Annotated in this window: 19 protein-coding genes; 10 read left to right on the top strand and 9 right to left on the bottom strand. The window is 61.0% G+C overall.

From position 1 onward, the window contains the following. Positions 1-125 precede the first annotated feature (125 nt). Together R3F07_09285 and R3F07_09280 are read left to right on the top strand one after the other, a co-directional pair. Positions 126-1,634, top strand: a complete 1,509-nt coding sequence (locus R3F07_09285) for a succinate CoA transferase (GenBank protein MEZ5276559.1) — start codon at positions 126-128, stop codon at positions 1,632-1,634. A gap of 60 nt (positions 1,635-1,694) precedes the next feature. Next, on the top strand, positions 1,695-2,198 hold the full coding sequence (locus tag R3F07_09280; GenBank protein MEZ5276558.1) for a hypothetical protein: 504 nt from the start codon (positions 1,695-1,697) through the stop codon (positions 2,196-2,198). Here the strand turns inward: R3F07_09280 and R3F07_09275 are convergent. The 5 genes from R3F07_09275 to R3F07_09255 form a co-directional block, all read right to left on the bottom strand. Beyond that, positions 2,188-2,982 carry an SDR family oxidoreductase gene (locus R3F07_09275; protein MEZ5276557.1) on the bottom strand — a complete coding sequence of 265 codons (795 nt, stop codon included), beginning with the start codon at positions 2,980-2,982 and terminating at the stop codon, positions 2,188-2,190. The genes R3F07_09280 and R3F07_09275 overlap by 11 nt on opposite strands. 67 nt (positions 2,983-3,049) lie before the next feature. Next, positions 3,050-4,195, bottom strand: a complete 1,146-nt coding sequence (locus R3F07_09270) for an ArsA family ATPase (protein MEZ5276556.1) — start codon at positions 4,193-4,195, stop codon at positions 3,050-3,052. 24 nt (positions 4,196-4,219) lie between these two features. Continuing rightward, complete coding sequence (locus tag R3F07_09265; protein MEZ5276555.1) at positions 4,220-4,477, bottom strand: hypothetical protein; 258 nt, start codon at positions 4,475-4,477, stop codon at positions 4,220-4,222. Between the two features lie 33 nt (positions 4,478-4,510). Continuing rightward, on the bottom strand, positions 4,511-5,260 hold the full coding sequence (locus R3F07_09260; GenBank protein MEZ5276554.1) for a beta-ketoacyl-ACP reductase: 750 nt from the start codon (positions 5,258-5,260) through the stop codon (positions 4,511-4,513). Between the two features lie 102 nt (positions 5,261-5,362). Continuing rightward, positions 5,363-6,178, bottom strand: a complete 816-nt coding sequence (locus tag R3F07_09255) for an SDR family NAD(P)-dependent oxidoreductase (GenBank protein MEZ5276553.1) — start codon at positions 6,176-6,178, stop codon at positions 5,363-5,365. Between the two features lie 192 nt (positions 6,179-6,370). Between R3F07_09255 and R3F07_09250 the strand changes: the two genes are divergently transcribed. From R3F07_09250 to R3F07_09215, 8 genes are all read left to right on the top strand, one after another. Further along, on the top strand, positions 6,371-6,961 hold the full coding sequence (locus tag R3F07_09250) for a polyhydroxyalkanoate synthesis regulator DNA-binding domain-containing protein (protein ID MEZ5276552.1): 591 nt from the start codon (positions 6,371-6,373) through the stop codon (positions 6,959-6,961). Positions 6,962-7,177: 216 nt separating this feature from the next. After that, entirely contained in the window at positions 7,178-7,621 is a 444-nt protein-coding gene (locus R3F07_09245; protein ID MEZ5276551.1) for a hypothetical protein, read from the top strand. Between the two features lie 42 nt (positions 7,622-7,663). Continuing rightward, a complete protein-coding gene (locus R3F07_09240) occupies positions 7,664-8,842 on the top strand; it encodes a thiolase family protein (protein MEZ5276550.1) in 1,179 nt (392 codons plus the stop codon). Between the two features lie 64 nt (positions 8,843-8,906). Next, entirely contained in the window at positions 8,907-9,458 is a 552-nt protein-coding gene (locus tag R3F07_09235; protein MEZ5276549.1) for a hypothetical protein, read from the top strand. A gap of 27 nt (positions 9,459-9,485) precedes the next feature. Next, positions 9,486-10,079, top strand: a complete 594-nt coding sequence (locus R3F07_09230; GenBank protein ID MEZ5276548.1) for an alpha/beta fold hydrolase — start codon at positions 9,486-9,488, stop codon at positions 10,077-10,079. A 38-nt stretch (positions 10,080-10,117) separates the two neighbouring features. Next, positions 10,118-10,345 carry a hypothetical protein gene (locus tag R3F07_09225; protein MEZ5276547.1) on the top strand — a complete coding sequence of 76 codons (228 nt, stop codon included), beginning with the start codon at positions 10,118-10,120 and terminating at the stop codon, positions 10,343-10,345. Further along, positions 10,294-10,581, top strand: coding sequence for a hypothetical protein (locus R3F07_09220; GenBank protein ID MEZ5276546.1), 288 nt, complete (start codon positions 10,294-10,296; stop codon positions 10,579-10,581). The genes R3F07_09225 and R3F07_09220 overlap by 52 nt, the downstream gene beginning before the upstream one ends. An 81-nt stretch (positions 10,582-10,662) precedes the next feature. Then, positions 10,663-11,829, top strand: coding sequence for a hypothetical protein (locus R3F07_09215; protein MEZ5276545.1), 1,167 nt, complete (start codon positions 10,663-10,665; stop codon positions 11,827-11,829). A gap of 182 nt (positions 11,830-12,011) precedes the next feature. Here the strand turns inward: R3F07_09215 and R3F07_09210 are convergent, their stop codons facing one another. The 4 genes from R3F07_09210 to R3F07_09195 form a co-directional block, all read right to left on the bottom strand. Next, positions 12,012-12,530 (bottom strand): hypothetical protein, encoded by a 519-nt coding sequence (locus R3F07_09210; protein MEZ5276544.1) that lies wholly within the window; start codon positions 12,528-12,530, stop codon positions 12,012-12,014. 106 nt (positions 12,531-12,636) lie between these two features. Continuing rightward, the gene (locus R3F07_09205; GenBank protein MEZ5276543.1) at positions 12,637-13,134 is read right to left on the bottom strand and encodes a biotin/lipoyl-containing protein; all 498 of its coding nucleotides are present in this window, start codon (positions 13,132-13,134) and stop codon (positions 12,637-12,639) included. Positions 13,135-13,321: 187 nt separating this feature from the next. Continuing rightward, positions 13,322-14,830, bottom strand: a complete 1,509-nt coding sequence (locus R3F07_09200) for an acetyl-CoA carboxylase biotin carboxylase subunit (GenBank protein MEZ5276542.1) — start codon at positions 14,828-14,830, stop codon at positions 13,322-13,324. Between the two features lie 273 nt (positions 14,831-15,103). Next, positions 15,104-16,639 carry an acyl-CoA carboxylase subunit beta gene (locus R3F07_09195; GenBank protein ID MEZ5276541.1) on the bottom strand — a complete coding sequence of 512 codons (1,536 nt, stop codon included), beginning with the start codon at positions 16,637-16,639 and terminating at the stop codon, positions 15,104-15,106. Positions 16,640-16,641: the final 2 nt, after the last annotated feature.

Genomic DNA, 16,641 nt, shown 5'->3' with positions numbered 1-16,641 from the left:
TAGGGTGCGCGGGCCGGCTGATTGCAGGCGGGCCGCACCGGAGTTCCCTCTTTCAGCTTTTTCCGATCGGTGCGCCGGGGGTCTGCCTATTGAGGCCGCAACGGCGTCGCTTTCCCATATTTCCCATGAAAGGTAAGATTTCCAGAATAACGGCTGACGAAGCGGCGGCCTATATCAACGACGGCGACACCGTCGGGTTCAGCGGGTTTACCCCCGCCGGTTCGGCCAAGATCGTCCCCGCGGCAATTGCCAGGCGGGCCACCGCCGAGCACGAGGCGGGGCGACGGTTTCAGATCGGTGTCATGACCGGGGCCTCGACCGGTCCGTCACTTGATGGTGTTCTCGCCAAGGCCGACGCCATTTCGTGGCGGACACCTTACCAATCCGACAAGGACTTGCGGCGCGGCATCAACGAGGGGCGGGTGCGGTTCTTCGACATGCATCTCTCGGCGTTGCCCCAGCAGGTTCGTTACGGGTTCCTCGGACCGGTCGACTGCGCCGTGGTCGAGGCCGCCGAAGTGACGGAGTCCGGGGAAATCATTCTGACCTCGTCCGTCGGGGCGACCCCGACTTTCTGTCGCGAGGCCAAGAAGATCATCGTCGAACTCAATGCGAAGTACCCGGCTGAGCTGCGGGGGTTGCACGACATCTACGAGCCGCTCGATCCCCCTCACCGGCGGGAGATCCCCATCTACTCTCCGTCGGATCGAATCGGGGAACCCTTCATCAAGGTTGATCCGGCCAAGATCGTCGGAATCGTTGAGACGAATGTCCTCGATGAGAGTTCCGTCTTCACTCCGCTCAACGAGACAACCGCCCAGATCGGTCGCAATGTCGCTGATTTTCTGGCCAGCGAGCTCACGTCGGGTCGCATGCCCAGGGAGTTTCTCCCGATTCAATCGGGTGTGGGCAATGTGGCCAACGCGGTTCTGGGCGCCCTGGGGGAGCATCCGGACAGTCCCCCGTTCCAGATGTACACCGAGGTGGTGCAGGACGCAGTCATCGCCCTGATGCGCAAGGGCCGGGTCCGTTTCGCCAGCACGACCGCCCTGACGTTGCGGACGGAACTGATCGACACGATCTACAACCACCTGCCCTTCTTCAAGAAGCGGCTGCTCCTGCGTCCCCAGGAAATCACCAACAACCCCGAGATTGTCCGGCGCCTCGGTATCATCTCCATCAATACAGCGCTTGAGGTTGACCTCTTCGGCAACGTCAATTCCACCCATGTCATGGGGCGGAGCCTGATGAACGGGATCGGCGGTTCGGGCGACTATACCCGCAATGCCTTTGTCTCCATCTTCATCTGTCCGTCGACGGCGAAGAACAACCTGATCAGCACGATCGTTCCGATGGTCTCGCATATGGACCACAGCGAGCACTCGGTCCAGGTGATCATCACGGAAAACGGGGTGGCCGATCTCCGTGGAAAATCGCCGGCCGAACGGGCCTGGTTGATCGCCGACCGCTGTGCCGATCGGGATTATCGAAACGAATTGCTGGGGTATTTTTACCATATTCGGGATGGACACACTCCGCAGACCCTGGCCGCCGCCTATGCCATGCATCAGCAGTTCATGCAGTCCGGCTCGATGAAGGGCGTGGTCTGGGACGACTATTTCGGGGTGGCCTGAGCGGAGCTTTTTGAATAAGCGGTTTGAATAATCGATCGATCGGTCGATTAGAGAATCTCCATGTCTTCGAATGGCCTCATTTCACGCGGGACTGCGGGACGGTATTACCCGCACCCCGGCTCGGTTTCGGCTCCGGAAGCCACCCCATTCTTTGCGGTGGGGCAATCGACTTGCGCCGCGGATGACGGCGGACGGGGAGATCTGGAGGCGATTGCCTCCTTGAGGGGAATCAACGGCCACGACCTGGGATTGGCCGTTGCCTCCGAGGTCATGGCATGGCGCCTGGCGCCCGGTGGTTTCGGAGAGGTCTGGGTCGATGCCGAAGGCGAATTGACCGGCTACTACAACGGTCGACCATTCAGTCCTTATCGTGATCGAAATGCCCTCTCCGCGGTTTGGGACCGGATTGCGCGGCTGAACCTCACCGATGTCTACCTCCGGTTTCTATCCCGATTGATCGAGGATCGGCAGGACGAAGGGATGGTGGATCCGTGGGCCATGCACTGCTGTGATCCGGACCTGGCCTGTCGGGCAGCTCTCCTGGCGGTGCGGATCACATCGTGAGACCGCCGTTCACGGCGATGACCTGACCCGTGATGTAGGAGGCGCCCGGACTGGCGAGGAAGAGGACGGCATCGGCGACCTCACCGGGTCGGCCGGGCCGGGACATCGGGGTGGAATGAATGATGAGGTCGTGAATCGGATCCGTATCGTCCGGCGCCGTTCCGCTGTCGATATAGCCCGGGGAAACCGCGTTGACCGTGATTCCGTGCCTGGCGAGTTGAAGGGCCAGATTGATCGTCATGGAGGCAAGTGGACCTCGTGCCGAGTGCAGATGCGGAAGTCCGTACTCCTTGCGCTGCGTCGGTTCACATCCCAGATGGATGATTCGACCCCAGGATCTCTCCTTCATTGTCGGCACAACTTCCATCGTCAGGCGCAACTGGCCGGCAAAATGACCGCCGGTGAGTTCGTCCCATGTCTGCTGGAGGAGACTGGGCTGCTTGCGGTCGGTTCCGGATTCCTCTTGATTGATGAGGACGTCGACCGGGCCGAATTCCTCACTGATTGTGGCCAGACACAAGTGGATTTCGTCTGGATGATCGAGACTGCAGGCCCGGTGCTGACGCGCAGAGTCCCTGGCGTGAGGATCCCGGCAGAAGGCTTCGGCCTCCGTGTCCGGCCCCCCGGTCAGAAGGGTGACCCGGGCACCGGACCGAAGGGCAGCCAATGTGATGGCACGCGCGATCTGGCGGAAGGGGCCGTAGATGAGGACGTGTTTGCCGTCCAGTCCATCAGGTGAGCCAACCCTGGGTTGGCGGTCGTCGACATTTTCTTTTGTGGCCATGGCTTCGGGTTCTCCGAAAAGGCGGCCTGGGCACTTGAACCCGGCGGGCGGTCGGACGGGCCGCCGCTCAACCGGTCGGAATGCTCCGGTCGAATTCGATGTGAAGTCTACCGCTCTCCACCTTCGCATGCAAGATCTGTGTTCTCAATAGTTCCCGTGGGAGAGGGATATGCCGTTTGAAACTGCCGATTCTGACGATCAGGTGTTCGCCTTCACGGTGAAGGGTCAGGTCGCTCTTTCTGGTGAACGGGATGGAGACCGATAGAACGGGTCTTCCACCATCGGTTTCCAATTGGAAGGAGGGACGTGACGGCCCGGGCTCGCCCGGATCTCCCGTGCCGTAGAGGTCGGTCGCCATTCGCGCCAGGGAAGCCTGGCCGATCACCTCGTCGTGATAGAAAGGCACCCGGCTCACCGGGACCGGGGCGAAGAGATCCTCCATTTCGGCCAGGAGGGTCTTCTGCGAGCGGTTCCGTGCCGCCATGGCGGTGGATCGGGGAAAAACGCGGTTGGCCACGACCCGGTCGGTGACCAGACCGTAGAGACTGAAATACATGAACGCGCGTTGGGTTTCCCTGAGAACAACGCGTTCAGGGGTCGTCACAAGCCGGACGCTGGTCCGGGTGGAGTCCTGGAGGAGGGCATCGACACCGGCCAGGCCACGATAGAGTTCCATCAACCCTCGGCCCGACGCGTCGGCGGAGCCGGGCTTCGGATCGCCACCGGGCGTCATGCCGAAACGTTTGCGGACATACCATTCAAGGGTCTTGGGCATGCTGATGAATCGCAGGGAATCTCCGGTCGGAGGGCAATCGATGACGATGAGGTCGTAGCGGCTGTCCCGGGCGTGCTGATTGAGGTAGAGGAGGGTGATGAGGTCCTCCATCCCCGGCATGAGCACAAGGTCTTCAGCCAGAGCGTCATGGATGCCAGTCGAAGCAAGCAGCAGCGAGAAGACGTTTCCGGCATCATGCCAGCGATCCTCGACCTCCTGTTGGACGTCGATTTCCTGGATCTCCAGGTTGTCTGCGACCGGCGTGGGCCGACCCTTGCCCTGATCAAAGAGAGACCGATCGAGTCCGAACGCATCGGAGAGGCTGTGGGCCAGATCGAGGGAAAGGACGAGGACGCGCGACCCCCTCCGGGCTGAAGCCAACCCGGTGGCGGCGGCGACGGTGGTCTTGCCGACACCACCTTTGCCGGAGAATAGCAGGATGCGTGGAATGGGATAAGGCCGCTAGCTGATATCGATCGACTCTGCCCGTGGTGGCGAACTGAGAAAGGCGGCTTCCATGGCGGCACGCCGGAATTGTTCCATCGTGCCCAGCGTACTGGCCTGAACGGTGTTGAGGTGATTTTGGATCAGATCGCGGCAGGTCCCGGCCAGGCTCACCCAGCGGGAGGCCACCAACTCCGCCCGCAACTGGAGTTCATCCAGGCTGGCGGGCGGGCTGAGCATATAGGTCAGGGCGAGGGTGTCGTCTTTCTTGGTCATGAGGTGTTCATCTGGTGGTTGATCGGCGGTGAGTCACATGTACATGCCGCCGTTGACGGAGATTACCTGCCCGGTGATGTAGCTTGAGCGGTTACCGGAGAGGAAGGTGACGGCGTGGGCGATTTCTTCAGGTTCGCCCATGCGCCCCATGGGGATCATCTGCCTGACCTGCTCCCGGACCGCATCGGGCATGCCCTTGGTCATGTCGGTCTCGGTGTAGCCCGGGGAGACGGCGTTGACCGTGACACCTTTTCGTGCGACCTCGCGGGCCAGGGTCATGGTGAAGGCGATGAGTCCGCCCTTGGTCACCGTATAATTGGCCTGCCCGAAATTGCCGGTCTGCCCGCCCATCGAGGCGATGTTGATGATCCGACCCCAGCCCTGCTCAATCATGCCCGGGAGGAGGGCGTTGGTCACGTTGAACGGGCCGTTCAGATTGACGCCGAGAACCTCGTCCCACATGGCGCGGGTCATCCGGATGAAGGACTTGTCCCGATTGATTCCCGCGTTGTTGACGAGGATGCTGATCGGGCCGAAGGCGGCCGTCACCCGGGTGACCATCTCCTTGACGGCATCCTCGTCCGCGATGTTGACCTTGTAGGCTTCGGCTTTGACCTTGAGCTTGGTTGTGAGGTGGTCCACGAGGGACTTGGCCTGCTCGTCCGACGTGTTGTAGTTGAATCCGATGTTGGCGCCCGCTTCGGCGAGGGCCACGCAGATGGCGCGGCCGATGCCTCGGGTGCCCCCGGTGACAAATGCGGTCTTACCGCTCAGTTCTTTCATGGGTAGTATCTCCTGGTGGTTGATGGCTCGTTCAGATCGTCGTTTGCAGAATGACCGGGGCGCCCCGAGGCGCCCCGGCGGGTTTTGGGAAAGGGAAGGGGTTCAGACCGCCGGACGCCAACCGGCGTCGGCCCAGAGCTGACCGGATACGGCCGAATTGCCAATCATGAAGCAGATGGCGTCGGCGATCTCCTCAGGTTTGATCAGGCGGCCGAGCTGGGTCTGGGGGAGGACTTTGGTCCGTATGTATTCCTCGCCGAGCGCCCGGACCATCGGGGTGTCGGTAAAGCCCGGGTGGAGAACGCCGCAGCGGACACCGTGGTAGATGGCTTCCATGGTCAGGGTGGCGGCCGCGCCTTCCAGCCCGGCCTTGGCCGACGAGTAGGAGATCTGCCCCTTGTTGCCACTTGAGGCGATCGAACCGATCAGGATGATGGTTCCCTGCATCTCCTCATCCGGCGTCCAGCGTTTGAGTCCGGCGGCGGACCGGTCTTCGGCGATGCCTGCCACGGTCTCCAGCGCCCAGTAGATCGGGGCTATGAAGTTGACCTCGGTCACTTTGCGGAACAACTCGATCGGGTAGATGGCCGCCTTGTGGGTTTCCTTGTGGACCCGGACGGCGAGGTCGTCGCGGGTGATGGCGGCGGCGGGGACGCAGATGGTTGGGTGTTTGTAATGCGTGCGGAGATCGGCAAAGACCTGTTTGCGGAAGGCCTCATCGGTGGTGTCGCCGACGTAGGCCTTGGCCGCTTTCTTTCCGTTCTTCCTGTTGAGTGCATCGGCCACCTCAAGGGCGGCCGGGCTGGCATCGACCACACCGATGGCGAGGGCGCCCCGGTTGATCAATTCCTGGGAAAGGGCACGGCCGATGCCTCCGGCCGCTCCTGTGATGACAGCAACTTGGTCTTTGATATTCATGATGGATTTCCGGGATGGAACCTCCCGGATCGGGATTGGGATTTCGAGAAGAACGACTTATGAAAGCGCCATTCTCTGATAACCTTGACTGATTTTGTATGCAAGTGCAAAATCACGCAATTCGGTGGCCGTGTCCATCCCACCCCATCATCTCCGGTTGACACTTTCACCGTCGGATCATGCAATTGCGAAATGGGTGATTCCAAAACGAAAGACAAAAGCGGCGAGGGGCCGGTCGAGATCCGCAAGTACCCCAACCGCCGTTACTACAACACACGGGAGAGCCGGCACATCACCCTTCAGGAGATCTGCGACCTGGTCCGCGACGGCCACGATATCCGGGTGACCGACAGCAAGTCCGGAGAGGATATCACCGGGGCGGTGCTCACCCAGATTCTCCTGGAACTGGAATCGCCCAAACTGGCCTTTTTTCCTGTCAGTCTGCTCCAGCATCTCATTCGCATCAACACGGGGTTTCTCGATCATTTCACCGAATCCTATTTCCGCCAGGCCTTCGCCTCATTCGGTCTTGGAGGCAAGGGATGGCCCGGCGGATTCGGAGTGGGTGCCAAACCGCCCGCCATGCCGGGGACGGCGGCCTGGGCGGATCTCTTCGGTGGCTTTTTCCCGGGTGCCAGGCCCGAATCCGAGCCGGCGCCGGTGCCGGATGAACTCCGGGTGGACGATCCTGCGGGCGATTCGGTTGCGGATTTGCGAGATGAAATCGAGGCACTTCACCGGAAGCTGGAAAAACTCGAAAAACGGGGAAATCGCGCCAAATAATTGTGCAAATGCAAAATTGGGGATTGACCTTCGTGGGTTTCCGCCGTTGATTCTGCTTATTGGCAGGTGAATGCGACTGTCCAAAGCCCCGGATATGACGAAGGAGTCGCCCGATTGATCGAGCGAATGCGCGCCCTCCGGAGGCCGCGGTGGCCGTTTTCACCGGCAACTGTTCGTCAATCATGGGGCGTTGCCCCGAATCAACCGGAGAAAGCTATGACCACCAAGACCAAGACAGCGACCGATCTGTTCGACGAAGCTTACAAGAGCTTCGACCAGGCCCTGAAGGCAGGGATCCAGGTTCAGGAAGACACCGTAAAGATGTGGAAGGACCTGTTGAGCAAGACCTCTTCGCCGACCGAGTTCCAGGCGAAGGTTACCGAGATGGTTGAGGGCGTTTTCCCCGCTGCGAAGAAGCGGATGGATGAGGCGCTCAAGGCGATTGAGGAGAACTACAAGACAAGCACGGATCTCCTTCAGCAGGCGATGAAGGTCTGGCAGCCCGGTTCCATTGCCGAGACCCAGAACCGGATCCAGGGACTCTGGGAATCCTCCCTGTCTGCGGCCCGCTCCAATGTGCAGAACATGGTGAAGACGAATCAGCAGATTCTGGATACCTGGATGCATCTGGCCCCGAACGGCAAGCCCGCGGCCAAATAGGCATCCCCGTGCCCTTCATCTGAACCCCTGACGACGAACATCATGATAAAGGATACCTATCTCGCCGGGTGCGTCCGCACACCGGTGGGAAGCTTTGGTGGGGCCCTCGAGTCGGTTTCGGCCGTCGACCTGGGCGTCGCCTCTGTCCAGGCAACCCTCAAACGGACTGGAGTGGACCCGGGCCAGGTCGAGTCGGTTCTCTACGGCAATGTAGTGGGTGCCTCTCTCGGTCCCAATCCGGCCCGTCAGGTCGGAATCAAGGCCGGCTTCGACCCGTCGGTCGGCGCCGTCACCGTCAACAAGCTCTGCGGCTCGGGCATGATGTCGATCATCATGGCCTCCCAGGCGATCCAGTGCGGCGATGCCGGAGTCCTCATGGCCGGCGGGACCGAAAGCATGTCCCGTGCGCCTTATCTCCTGGAGAAGGCTCGGACCGGCTACCGGCTGGGCAATGGTGAGATCTACGACTCGCTCCTGCGTGACGCCCTCATCGATGCCTACGACGGCTGCCATATGGGCGTCTGTGCGGAGAACCTGGCCGACAGATACAAGTTCTCCCGTGAGGAGCAGGACGACTACGCGATCGAGAGCTACAGGCGGGCTTTGGCCGCGGCTGCCAGCGGCGAAGTCAAGGACGAGATGGTTCCGGTCGAAGTCCAATCCCGCAAGGGCACGGTCACGGTCGAACAGGACGAGGAGCCGGCCCGCTTCAACGAGGCCAAGTTCCGGACCCTGCGGGGTGCTTTCCGCAAGGAAGGCACGGTCACGGCCGGCAATGCCTCAAGTATCAACGACGGGGCGGGCTCGACCCTGGTCCTCTCGAAGGACAAGCTGGATCAGCTCGGCGTAAAGGCCGATGCGAGGATCCTCGGCTACTCGGTCCATTCCCTTGAGCCGGCCTGGTTCACTCTGGGTCCGATCGGGGCGGTCCAGAAGCTGATGAAGCAGCTCAACCTGACCGTCGACCAGGTGGACGTCTTCGAGGTCAACGAGGCGTTTTCGGTTGTTCCGCTCGCCGCGATGCGCGATGTGGGCATCCCGCACGACAAACTCAACCTCTTTGGCGGCGCCGTCGCGATCGGGCATCCGATCGGGGCCAGCGGTGTCCGGGTGCTGGCCACCCTGATCAACGTCATGCGCAAGCGTGGCGGCAAGATCGGGATCGCCTCCCTCTGCATCGGTGGCGGTGAAGGCATCGCCATGGCCATCGAACTCTGCTGAACCCTATAGGCGGCGGCCTCCGCCGCCGCCTCCCCTTTCTTATTCCTTCAAACCGAACGACAGCATGGACGACAATGTGAATCAGGTGTTTCAACAGGCTTCGGTCTTTCAGAAGATGTGGACGGATGCCTTCACTGACATGGCCCAGGTCTGGACCCGCTACAGCCCCTCCCAGCCCCCTCCGGATGCGTTGAGGGACATGCGTTCGGGCATGCTCAAGGTCATGACCCAAACCTGGGAGGATTTTGTCCGTTCGCCCCAGTTTCTTGAATACATGAAGCACGGGATGGACGGCGCCATGGATTTCAAGAAGATATCCTCGGACTTCATGACCCGGGCCCATCACGGCGCGGAGGTCCCGGCCCGGGAGGATATCGATGGGATCCTCCTTGCCATCCGGCACATGGAGCGCCGTCTCCTCGACCGGGTCGAGGAGGTCGACACCACGATCGCTGCGATCGACAGCCGACTTGCAAGAATCGAGGCCAACGGCAAGGCCGCCCCTCCACCGGCCGCGCCGCCCGCTGCGGAAAAGAAACCGGTCGCAGCGAAGAAACCCGCACCGGCCAAGCCGGCCCGCAAGGCGGTGCCCCGGAAGCGGAGCCCCGGATCCTGAGAGCGTGTCCCTTGAACTTCCATTGCCATGACTGAAACAAAATCACCCGAAGAAACCGCCTCGGAATGGCAGGATTCCGTGATCGAGGAGGGTTTCGCCAATCTGCGGCGCCTGGCCGCCATGCCCTTTGTCTTTGAGAAGGCCCGCAAGGTCCGCAAAGGCGTGACGCCCTGCGAGGTCGTCTACGAGGAGGACAAAGCCAAGCTCTTCCATTACATCGGAAGCGATAAGCCGAAGTACAAGACACCGCTGCTCTTTGTCTTCGCGCTGGTCAATCGGCCGTACATTTTCGATTTGAAGGAAGGCCGCAGCGTCATCGCCCAGTTCGTCAATGCCGGCTTCGATGTCTATCTGCTCGACTGGGGTGTGCCCAATCAGGCCGAGCGCTACCTGACGCCGGACGACTATATCAACGGGTATCTGCTCAACGCGGTCGATTACCTGCGGGAACGCTGCGATTGCGCCAAGACCAGCCTGCTCGGCTATTGCATGGGCGGAACGATCGCGACCATGTTCACCGCCATGCACCAGGGGCTGGTCAAGAACCTGCTCACCCTTGCTGCCGGGATCGATTTCTCAACCCGCGAAGGGTTGATCAATCTCTGGACGGATCCGGAGTAGCTTCGATGTCGACAAGTTCGTGGATTCGGTCGGCAAGCATGCCGGCCGAGTTCCTGCAGAACGCGTTTCTCATGCTCAAACCCGTCCAGAACCTCATCGAGAAGCCGATCGGGTTCTGGGAGAATTCCCACAAGGAGGGCTTCCTTGAGGATTTCCTGACCATGGAGACCTGGCTCAACGACAATGTGCCGGTTCCCGGTGAGATACCCCGGCAATGGGCCAGAAATGCCTTTTCCAGCAGAACCTGCTTGTCCAGAACCGGATGACGGTCGGCAAGCACATCGTGGATTTGCGGAAGATCACCTGTCCGCTGATGAACCTGATGGCGGAGAAGGATGACCTGGTGCCGCCGGCGCAGAGCAGCCCGCTCAACGACCTCGTCTCGTCCAGGGACAAGGAGATGATTGTGGTCCCGGCCGGGCATATCGGCCTCTCCATTGGTGGCTATGCCCAGAAAAAGGTTTGGCCGAAAGTTTGTGAATGGCTGGGCGAAAGAAGTTGAACCCCGCCGTTTCGGCCATTGATTGAAGGAAAGCGCGCCCCCGGACCGCGGTCGGCCCGGGGGTCAGCGCGTTTTCTGATCATGGCCACCACGCGCAAACGACGGGATGTTGACTCACGGCTGCCCGACCTGACGACGGCGGCGTTCGAGAAATGGGCGGGCCAGCCGGTCATCAGCCGGAAGAAGCCGTCCTATCCGATCATCCCGGCTCTGCGGGAATACCTTTCCTCCTCCAATCGGGAGATCGATCTGCCGCTGACCTACAACCGGCTCCTCCGTTTTCATGAGGCCGCGCCGCTCTACGATGAGGAGTACCGGGACACCTTCTGGGTCACCGTCGTGTATGAACCCGCCCAGCGCAAGCGGCTCAACGAGCATCTGCTTCAGGTCTACGGCCTGCTCAAGTCGGTCGGCGCCGATGTCGACCAGGATCACCTCTTCGTCGACCGGATCGATTTCTGCGAGTTCGGCAATTCCCAGCCCTTTCGGATCCGCATAGTCAACGAACAGAATGGCAACCAGGACTTCTTCTACATCAAGAAGGCCGATGCCTCCCGGGTCTACGGACTGGAACTGGAATACCTGCTCAGTCCGAACCGGGTGCACTTCCTGACCTGCGGGGACACCCTGATCGAGGAACATGTCGTCGGGATTCCCGGCGATGTCTTCATCCGCGACTGGCTGCACAGCGGACGGCTGAAGAAGATCCGCATCGCCAAGGAGTTTGTGAAATTCAACGAGCGATGCTTTGTCCGGCTGCTCGGCGATATGCGTTCCTACAATTTCGTGGTCGAGATGACCCCGGACATCGAGGAGATCCAGGTCCGCTTCCGGGCCATGGATTTTGACCAGGAGTGTTATATCGGGAGAAAGAATTTCTACCTGACCCAGTACTTCGTGGAGAACCGGGACCTGACCCTCTTCTGTATCCGCGAGCTGACTCATGAATCCTATCTCCAGTACCAGCTGGAGGAACGCGCCCAGATTTACCGTCGGATGCGGATCGCCCGGATCCGGCTCAACCGCTTTCTCGACGTGATGGAACAGGACACCATTTCGACCCCGGAGTCCGTCGTGCAATTGCGGAGGGAACTGGCCGAGCATTACGAGCGACCCACCTTCGAGAGATGCGCCAGCATGGGCGCGATCGTCCGTGAAAGCCTCGAAGCTCTTCGCGAAACAGTCGAGCCGCTCGACCTCGGCGGCAAGGAGAAGAAACCGACGCGACCCGACTACACCCCGATCTGACGGAAGAGGACGGTCCTGTGAAGCATCCGTCCGTAGGTTCGCGCCTCGGTCCGCCCTTTCGAAGGGATGCCCGCTCCGCTCTCCGTCTTGTCGGATTTCAAATGAGGATGAACTGACGAAGATCATTCGGAAGGGGACGGGCTTTGTGCCCCCTTTCCGATTTTTCCCTGATGCGTCCGGCCCTACGAGGTGCCGGGTTTGGGCAATCTGGGTGGGATCGCGTATTTTTCCCGCAGGCTCTCGAGGACCGCCTTGGCTTCATGAGAGTTCGCGACGTCCGGCTTGGCGTGAAAGCAACGAATTTCAAAGAAGAACTGGGGAATGAACCTGTCTTGGGTCGTTTGTGAGCCGGTGAGGCCGTCGACTCCACCGCTCCAGCCCGAGCTGACTTGAGGTCGTGCCACCCCGCTGAAGGTCGTCCCCTCCAGAATATGGGCACTTTCGTTGATCTCTTCGGTGACAATGAACCAATCGTAGCCGGCTTCCTCGGCAAGATCCGCGCAGGTTAGGAAAGCCAGTTCACGAACCGTGCTGCCCGCCAGGTATTGATTCCCGGTGAAGCGGACCTGCCAGGTATCTTTACCTACGTGCAGAGCGGAATATCCTCCTTCGGGATCGAGCGGGTGATACGGGACCTTGTCTGGAATGGCGCTGCAGCCGGCCAGGGCGCTGATGAGAAGCACAAAAAGGTTTCTCTTCATCGATAATCGGTTGGTCTGGACGAAGGAATGATTGAATGGATAAATCCGAGGTTCGCCGCCTTGGCCTGCAGGCTGTCCCAGGATGGTCAAGGAGGCACTGTTCATGTCAGTGCAGAGTCAGCATGACGGCGTTCTTGTCGACTTTGTCGCCCTTTTTCACCCGGAGAGCGTGGATGGTCCCGTCCTTGGGCGCTTTGAACTCGTTGTGCATCTTCATCGACTCGAGGACGACGAGGGTCTGGCCTTTGGTCACGGTGTCGCCGGCCGCCACGGACGTTTCGACGATCACCCCGGGCATGGGCGCCTTGATCACGACCTCACCGGCTTGTCCGCCGAGGGCGCTCTTCACCCCGGCCAGGCGGTGGGTGCGCTCGTCCTCGACCACGACTTCATAGATCTCGCCGCCGATCTGCACCCGGTAGCAGTCTTCATTGGCCTGGAGGCGGACGGCATGGGAGCGCCCGTTGATGAGGAGGCTGTGCAGGGTGCCGTCGGTCGAGGCCTGCATGTCGATCGGGACGGCCCGATCATCGATCTTCACGGTATCCTGACCATCGATACTGATGGTATAGGCATTCTCGCCGATGGTGGCTATGTATTTCATGGCGTCGAGGAGGGTTTTGTTGCCCACGAATCTTCACGAATCAACACGAATAAAATCGCCTGAGACGGGCGGAAACTCGGTCTTGGAAGATGCGTTTGAGCATAGGAGAAATCACTTGCCGATGGGTGAAGATTCGGGAAGTTACGTGAAGTTTCGTGAAGATTCGTGGGCAAGACTCTCATCCCCGTCAAAGCCTCCTCGCCATCTGGGCGTGGCGAGCCCGGTCTTTCCAGGTGGATGAGGGGCGTTTGTTTTCCTGGACAATGGCCCGCCGCGTCCGTTGGTGGGCGAGGAGGGCGGCGGCCAGGGCGGCGACCTCCATCAGCTCCGGCGTCTGCTTCTCCTTGGTCAGGAACTCGGTTTCGAGGAACTTGGTGTGGATCCTGCCCTCCTTGAACTCCGGCGTATTCATCATCTGGATGAAGAAAGGAATGGCGGTGGGGATGCCGGTAATGTGGAACTCCTCGAGGGCGCGCCTTGTCCGGATGATGGCTTCCTCCCGGCTCTCATCCCAGACGACCAGCTTGGCCAGAAGGGAGTCGTAGTAGGGGGAGACTTCGGACCCGAAGGCGATCCCGGTGTCCACCCGGATGCCCGGCCCGGTCGGGGTTTCCAGGCCGACGATCTTCCCGGTGCAGGGAATGAAGCCGTTCAGGGGGTCCTCGGCCACGATCCGGCACTCGATGCAATGGCCCTTCAGGCGGACGTCTGATTGCCGGTGTCGGAGTTTTTCGCCGGCGGCGATCCGGAGCATTTCCTTGACGATGTCGATCCCGGTGACTCGCTCGGTCACGGTGTGCTCGACCTGAAGACGTGTGTTCATCTCGAGGAAGAAGAATTCCCGGGTATCGTTGTCGAGGACGAACTCCACCGTTCCGGCACTGGTGTAGTTGACGGCCTGGGCGGCACGGACGGCTGCCATGCCCATCTTCTGCCGCAGAGCCTCATCCATGATCGGGGAGGGGGATTCCTCGATCAGTTTCTGGTGCCGGCGTTGGATCGAACAGTCGCGTTCGCCCAGATGAATGATGTTGCCGTGCTGGTCGCCGAGGAGCTGGATCTCGATATGGCGGGCGTTGCGGATGAGGCGCTCGACGTAGACCCGGTCGTCGCCGAAGGCGGCGGACGCCTCCCGCCGGGCCACCCGGATGGCCTCGCCCAATTCGCCGGTCGACTCGACCACGCGCATGCCCTTGCCTCCGCCTCCGGCGGCCGCCTTGACCAGGAGGGGGTAGCCGATGCTTTCACCCGCTTCCAGCAACTCCTCATCCGACATCCGTCCGGCCTTGCCCACCCCGGGGACCAGTGGCATGCCGGTCGCCTCGACGGTGGCACGAGCGGTCAGTTTGTCCCCCATGAGATCAATGGCTTCAGGAGAGGGGCCGATCCAGATGATCCCGGCCTTGATCATGGCGCGGGCGGCCTCGGCGTTTTCGGCCAGGAAACCGTAACCGGGGTGGATCGAATCGCAGCCCGCCCGCTTGGCGACCTCGATGAGTCTGTCGATCCTCAGGTAGCTTTCAACGGCGGGCGGTGGGCCGATCAGATAGGCTTCGTCCGCCATCCGGACGTGCGGGGCCATCCGGTCCGCTTCGGAATAGACAGCGACGGGCACGCAGCCGACTTCACGGCAGGCGCGGATGATGCGGACGGCGATCTCCCCGCGGTTGGCGATAAGGACTTTTTTCAGTGGCACGGTGGATTCCTCGTCAATCGTTGTGGCGACAGGGTCTGGAGGGGAACTCTGCTGATCCGAACCCCTGGTTAAGATCTTCTGCGCGATCGGATCTGATGTAGTCGCCCCAGTCTCGTGGGGCGTATCGACGGGCGGCAGGGCAAGAGACTGCCGTGGCTACACATGCAAGTGGTTGTAGCAACGCCGCTGTGTCGGCGTTCCATTGGGTCGCGCGTGCACTTCGACACAGCGAAGTGGCTACACCGGGCGGCAGATCAGGTTCTCCGGTTCGCATCAGAGCGGGATATTGCCGTGCTTCTTCGGCGGGTTTTCGTCGCGCTTGTTCTGAAGCATCTCCAAGGCGTTGATCAGTCGTGGTCGGCTCTGGCTGGGCTCGATGACGTCGTCGACGAATCCGTAGCTGGCGGCCACATAGGGGTTGGCGTGGGCCTCCCGGTATTCGTTGACCAGGCGGGTGCGCAGGGCGTCCGGGTTGTCGTCGGCTGCCAGCTCCTTGCGTTTGAGCACGTTGATGGCGCCTTCGGGGCCCATCACGGCAATCTCGGCCGACGGCCAGGCCAGATTGATGTCGCCGCGGATATGCTTGCTGCTCATCACGTCGTAGGCGCCGCCGTAGGCTTTCCGGGTGATCACGGTGACCTTGGGGACGGTGGCCTCGGCGAAGGCATAGAGTAGTTTGGCCCCGTGCTTGATGATCCCGTTGTGTTCCTGGCCGACCCCCGGGAGGAAGCCGGGAACATCGACGAAGGTGATGATCGGGATATTAAAGCAATCGCAAAAACGAACAAAGCGGGCCGCCTTGACCGAGGCATTGATGTCGAGAACGCCGGCCAGGACCTGGGGTTGGTTGGCCACGATCCCGACGCTGCGGCCGTTCAACCGCGAGAAGCCGATCAGGATGTTCTGGGCGTAGTGCTCGTGCACTTCGATGAACTCCCCCCGATCCACGATATGCTGGATGATTTCGTGCATGTCATAGGGCTTGTTCGGATTGTCCGGGATGAACGTATCAAGGATCTCCTCGGTCCGGAGCGGGTCGTCGTCACATTCGCGCTTCGGGGGTTCCTCCAGGTTGTTGGAGGGGATGAACCCGAGGAGGGTTCGGACGAGGAAAAGGGCGTGTTCCTCACTGTCGGCCGCAAAGTGGGCGACCCCGCTGGTCTCATTGTGCGTGACGGCGCCGCCCAGTTCCTCGGCGGTGACTTCCTCGTGGGTGACGGACCTGACCACTTCGGGGCCAGTCACGAACATATAACTGGTCTTCTTCGTCATCACGATGAAGTCCGTGATGGCCGGCGAGTAGACGGCCCCGCCGGCGCAGGGGCCGAGAATGCAGGAAATCTGGGGGATGACCCCGCTGCTCAACACGTTGCGGAGGAAAATGTCGGCGTAACCGGCGAGGCTGACCACTCCCTCCTGGATGCGGGCCCCGCCGGAATCGTTCAGGCCGATGATGGGTGCTCCGTTCTTGATCGCGAGGTCCTGGAGTTTGACCACCTTGCTCGCATGTCCGAGCCCGAGACTCCCCCCGAAAACGGTGAAATCCTGGGAGTAGACATAGACGAGACGCTGGTCAATCGTTCCGTAGCCGGTCACGACCCCGTCGCCCATCAACTGGGAATCTCCCCGGCGGACGAAGGCGTCGAGTTCGCGGAACGAGCCCTCGTCGAGGAGCAGATCGATGCGTTCGTGAGCGGTCAGTTTACCCTTGGCTTTCTGGGCCTCGATCCGGTCCGGGCCACCGCCGAGACGGGCTTCGGCTTTGAGGGTTCGAAGGTGCTTGATCTGGGGATTCCGTGGGTCACTCATCT

Source organism: Opitutaceae bacterium, assembly GCA_041395105.1.
GTDB lineage: Bacteria > Verrucomicrobiota > Verrucomicrobiia > Opitutales > Opitutaceae > B12-G4.
This window is presented reverse-complemented; position numbering and strand designations above follow the sequence as displayed.

Bases quoted from the DNA above. Each gene is read 5' to 3' on its own strand.
- R3F07_09275 (MEZ5276557.1), bottom strand. From the start codon at position 2,982: ATGGCCACAAAAGAAAATGTCGACGACCGCCAACCCAGGGTTGGCTCA.
- R3F07_09255 (MEZ5276553.1), bottom strand. From the start codon at position 6,178: ATGAATATCAAAGACCAAGTTGCTGTCATCACAGGAGCGGCCGGAGGC.
- R3F07_09245 (MEZ5276551.1), top strand. From the start codon at position 7,178: ATGACCACCAAGACCAAGACAGCGACCGATCTGTTCGACGAAGCTTAC.
- R3F07_09230 (MEZ5276548.1), top strand. From the start codon at position 9,486: ATGACTGAAACAAAATCACCCGAAGAAACCGCCTCGGAATGGCAGGAT.
- R3F07_09225 (MEZ5276547.1), top strand. From the start codon at position 10,118: ATGCCGGCCGAGTTCCTGCAGAACGCGTTTCTCATGCTCAAACCCGTC.
- R3F07_09265 (MEZ5276555.1), bottom strand. From the start codon at position 4,477: ATGACCAAGAAAGACGACACCCTCGCCCTGACCTATATGCTCAGCCCG.
- R3F07_09195 (MEZ5276541.1), bottom strand. From the start codon at position 16,639: ATGAGTGACCCACGGAATCCCCAGATCAAGCACCTTCGAACCCTCAAA.
- R3F07_09260 (MEZ5276554.1), bottom strand. From the start codon at position 5,260: ATGAAAGAACTGAGCGGTAAGACCGCATTTGTCACCGGGGGCACCCGA.
- R3F07_09210 (MEZ5276544.1), bottom strand. From the start codon at position 12,530: ATGAAGAGAAACCTTTTTGTGCTTCTCATCAGCGCCCTGGCCGGCTGC.
- R3F07_09220 (MEZ5276546.1), top strand. From the start codon at position 10,294: ATGGGCCAGAAATGCCTTTTCCAGCAGAACCTGCTTGTCCAGAACCGG.
- R3F07_09215 (MEZ5276545.1), top strand. From the start codon at position 10,663: ATGGCCACCACGCGCAAACGACGGGATGTTGACTCACGGCTGCCCGAC.
- R3F07_09205 (MEZ5276543.1), bottom strand. From the start codon at position 13,134: ATGAAATACATAGCCACCATCGGCGAGAATGCCTATACCATCAGTATC.
- R3F07_09280 (MEZ5276558.1), top strand. From the start codon at position 1,695: ATGTCTTCGAATGGCCTCATTTCACGCGGGACTGCGGGACGGTATTAC.
- R3F07_09250 (MEZ5276552.1), top strand. From the start codon at position 6,371: ATGGGTGATTCCAAAACGAAAGACAAAAGCGGCGAGGGGCCGGTCGAG.
- R3F07_09285 (MEZ5276559.1), top strand. From the start codon at position 126: ATGAAAGGTAAGATTTCCAGAATAACGGCTGACGAAGCGGCGGCCTAT.
- R3F07_09240 (MEZ5276550.1), top strand. From the start codon at position 7,664: ATGATAAAGGATACCTATCTCGCCGGGTGCGTCCGCACACCGGTGGGA.
- R3F07_09235 (MEZ5276549.1), top strand. From the start codon at position 8,907: ATGGACGACAATGTGAATCAGGTGTTTCAACAGGCTTCGGTCTTTCAG.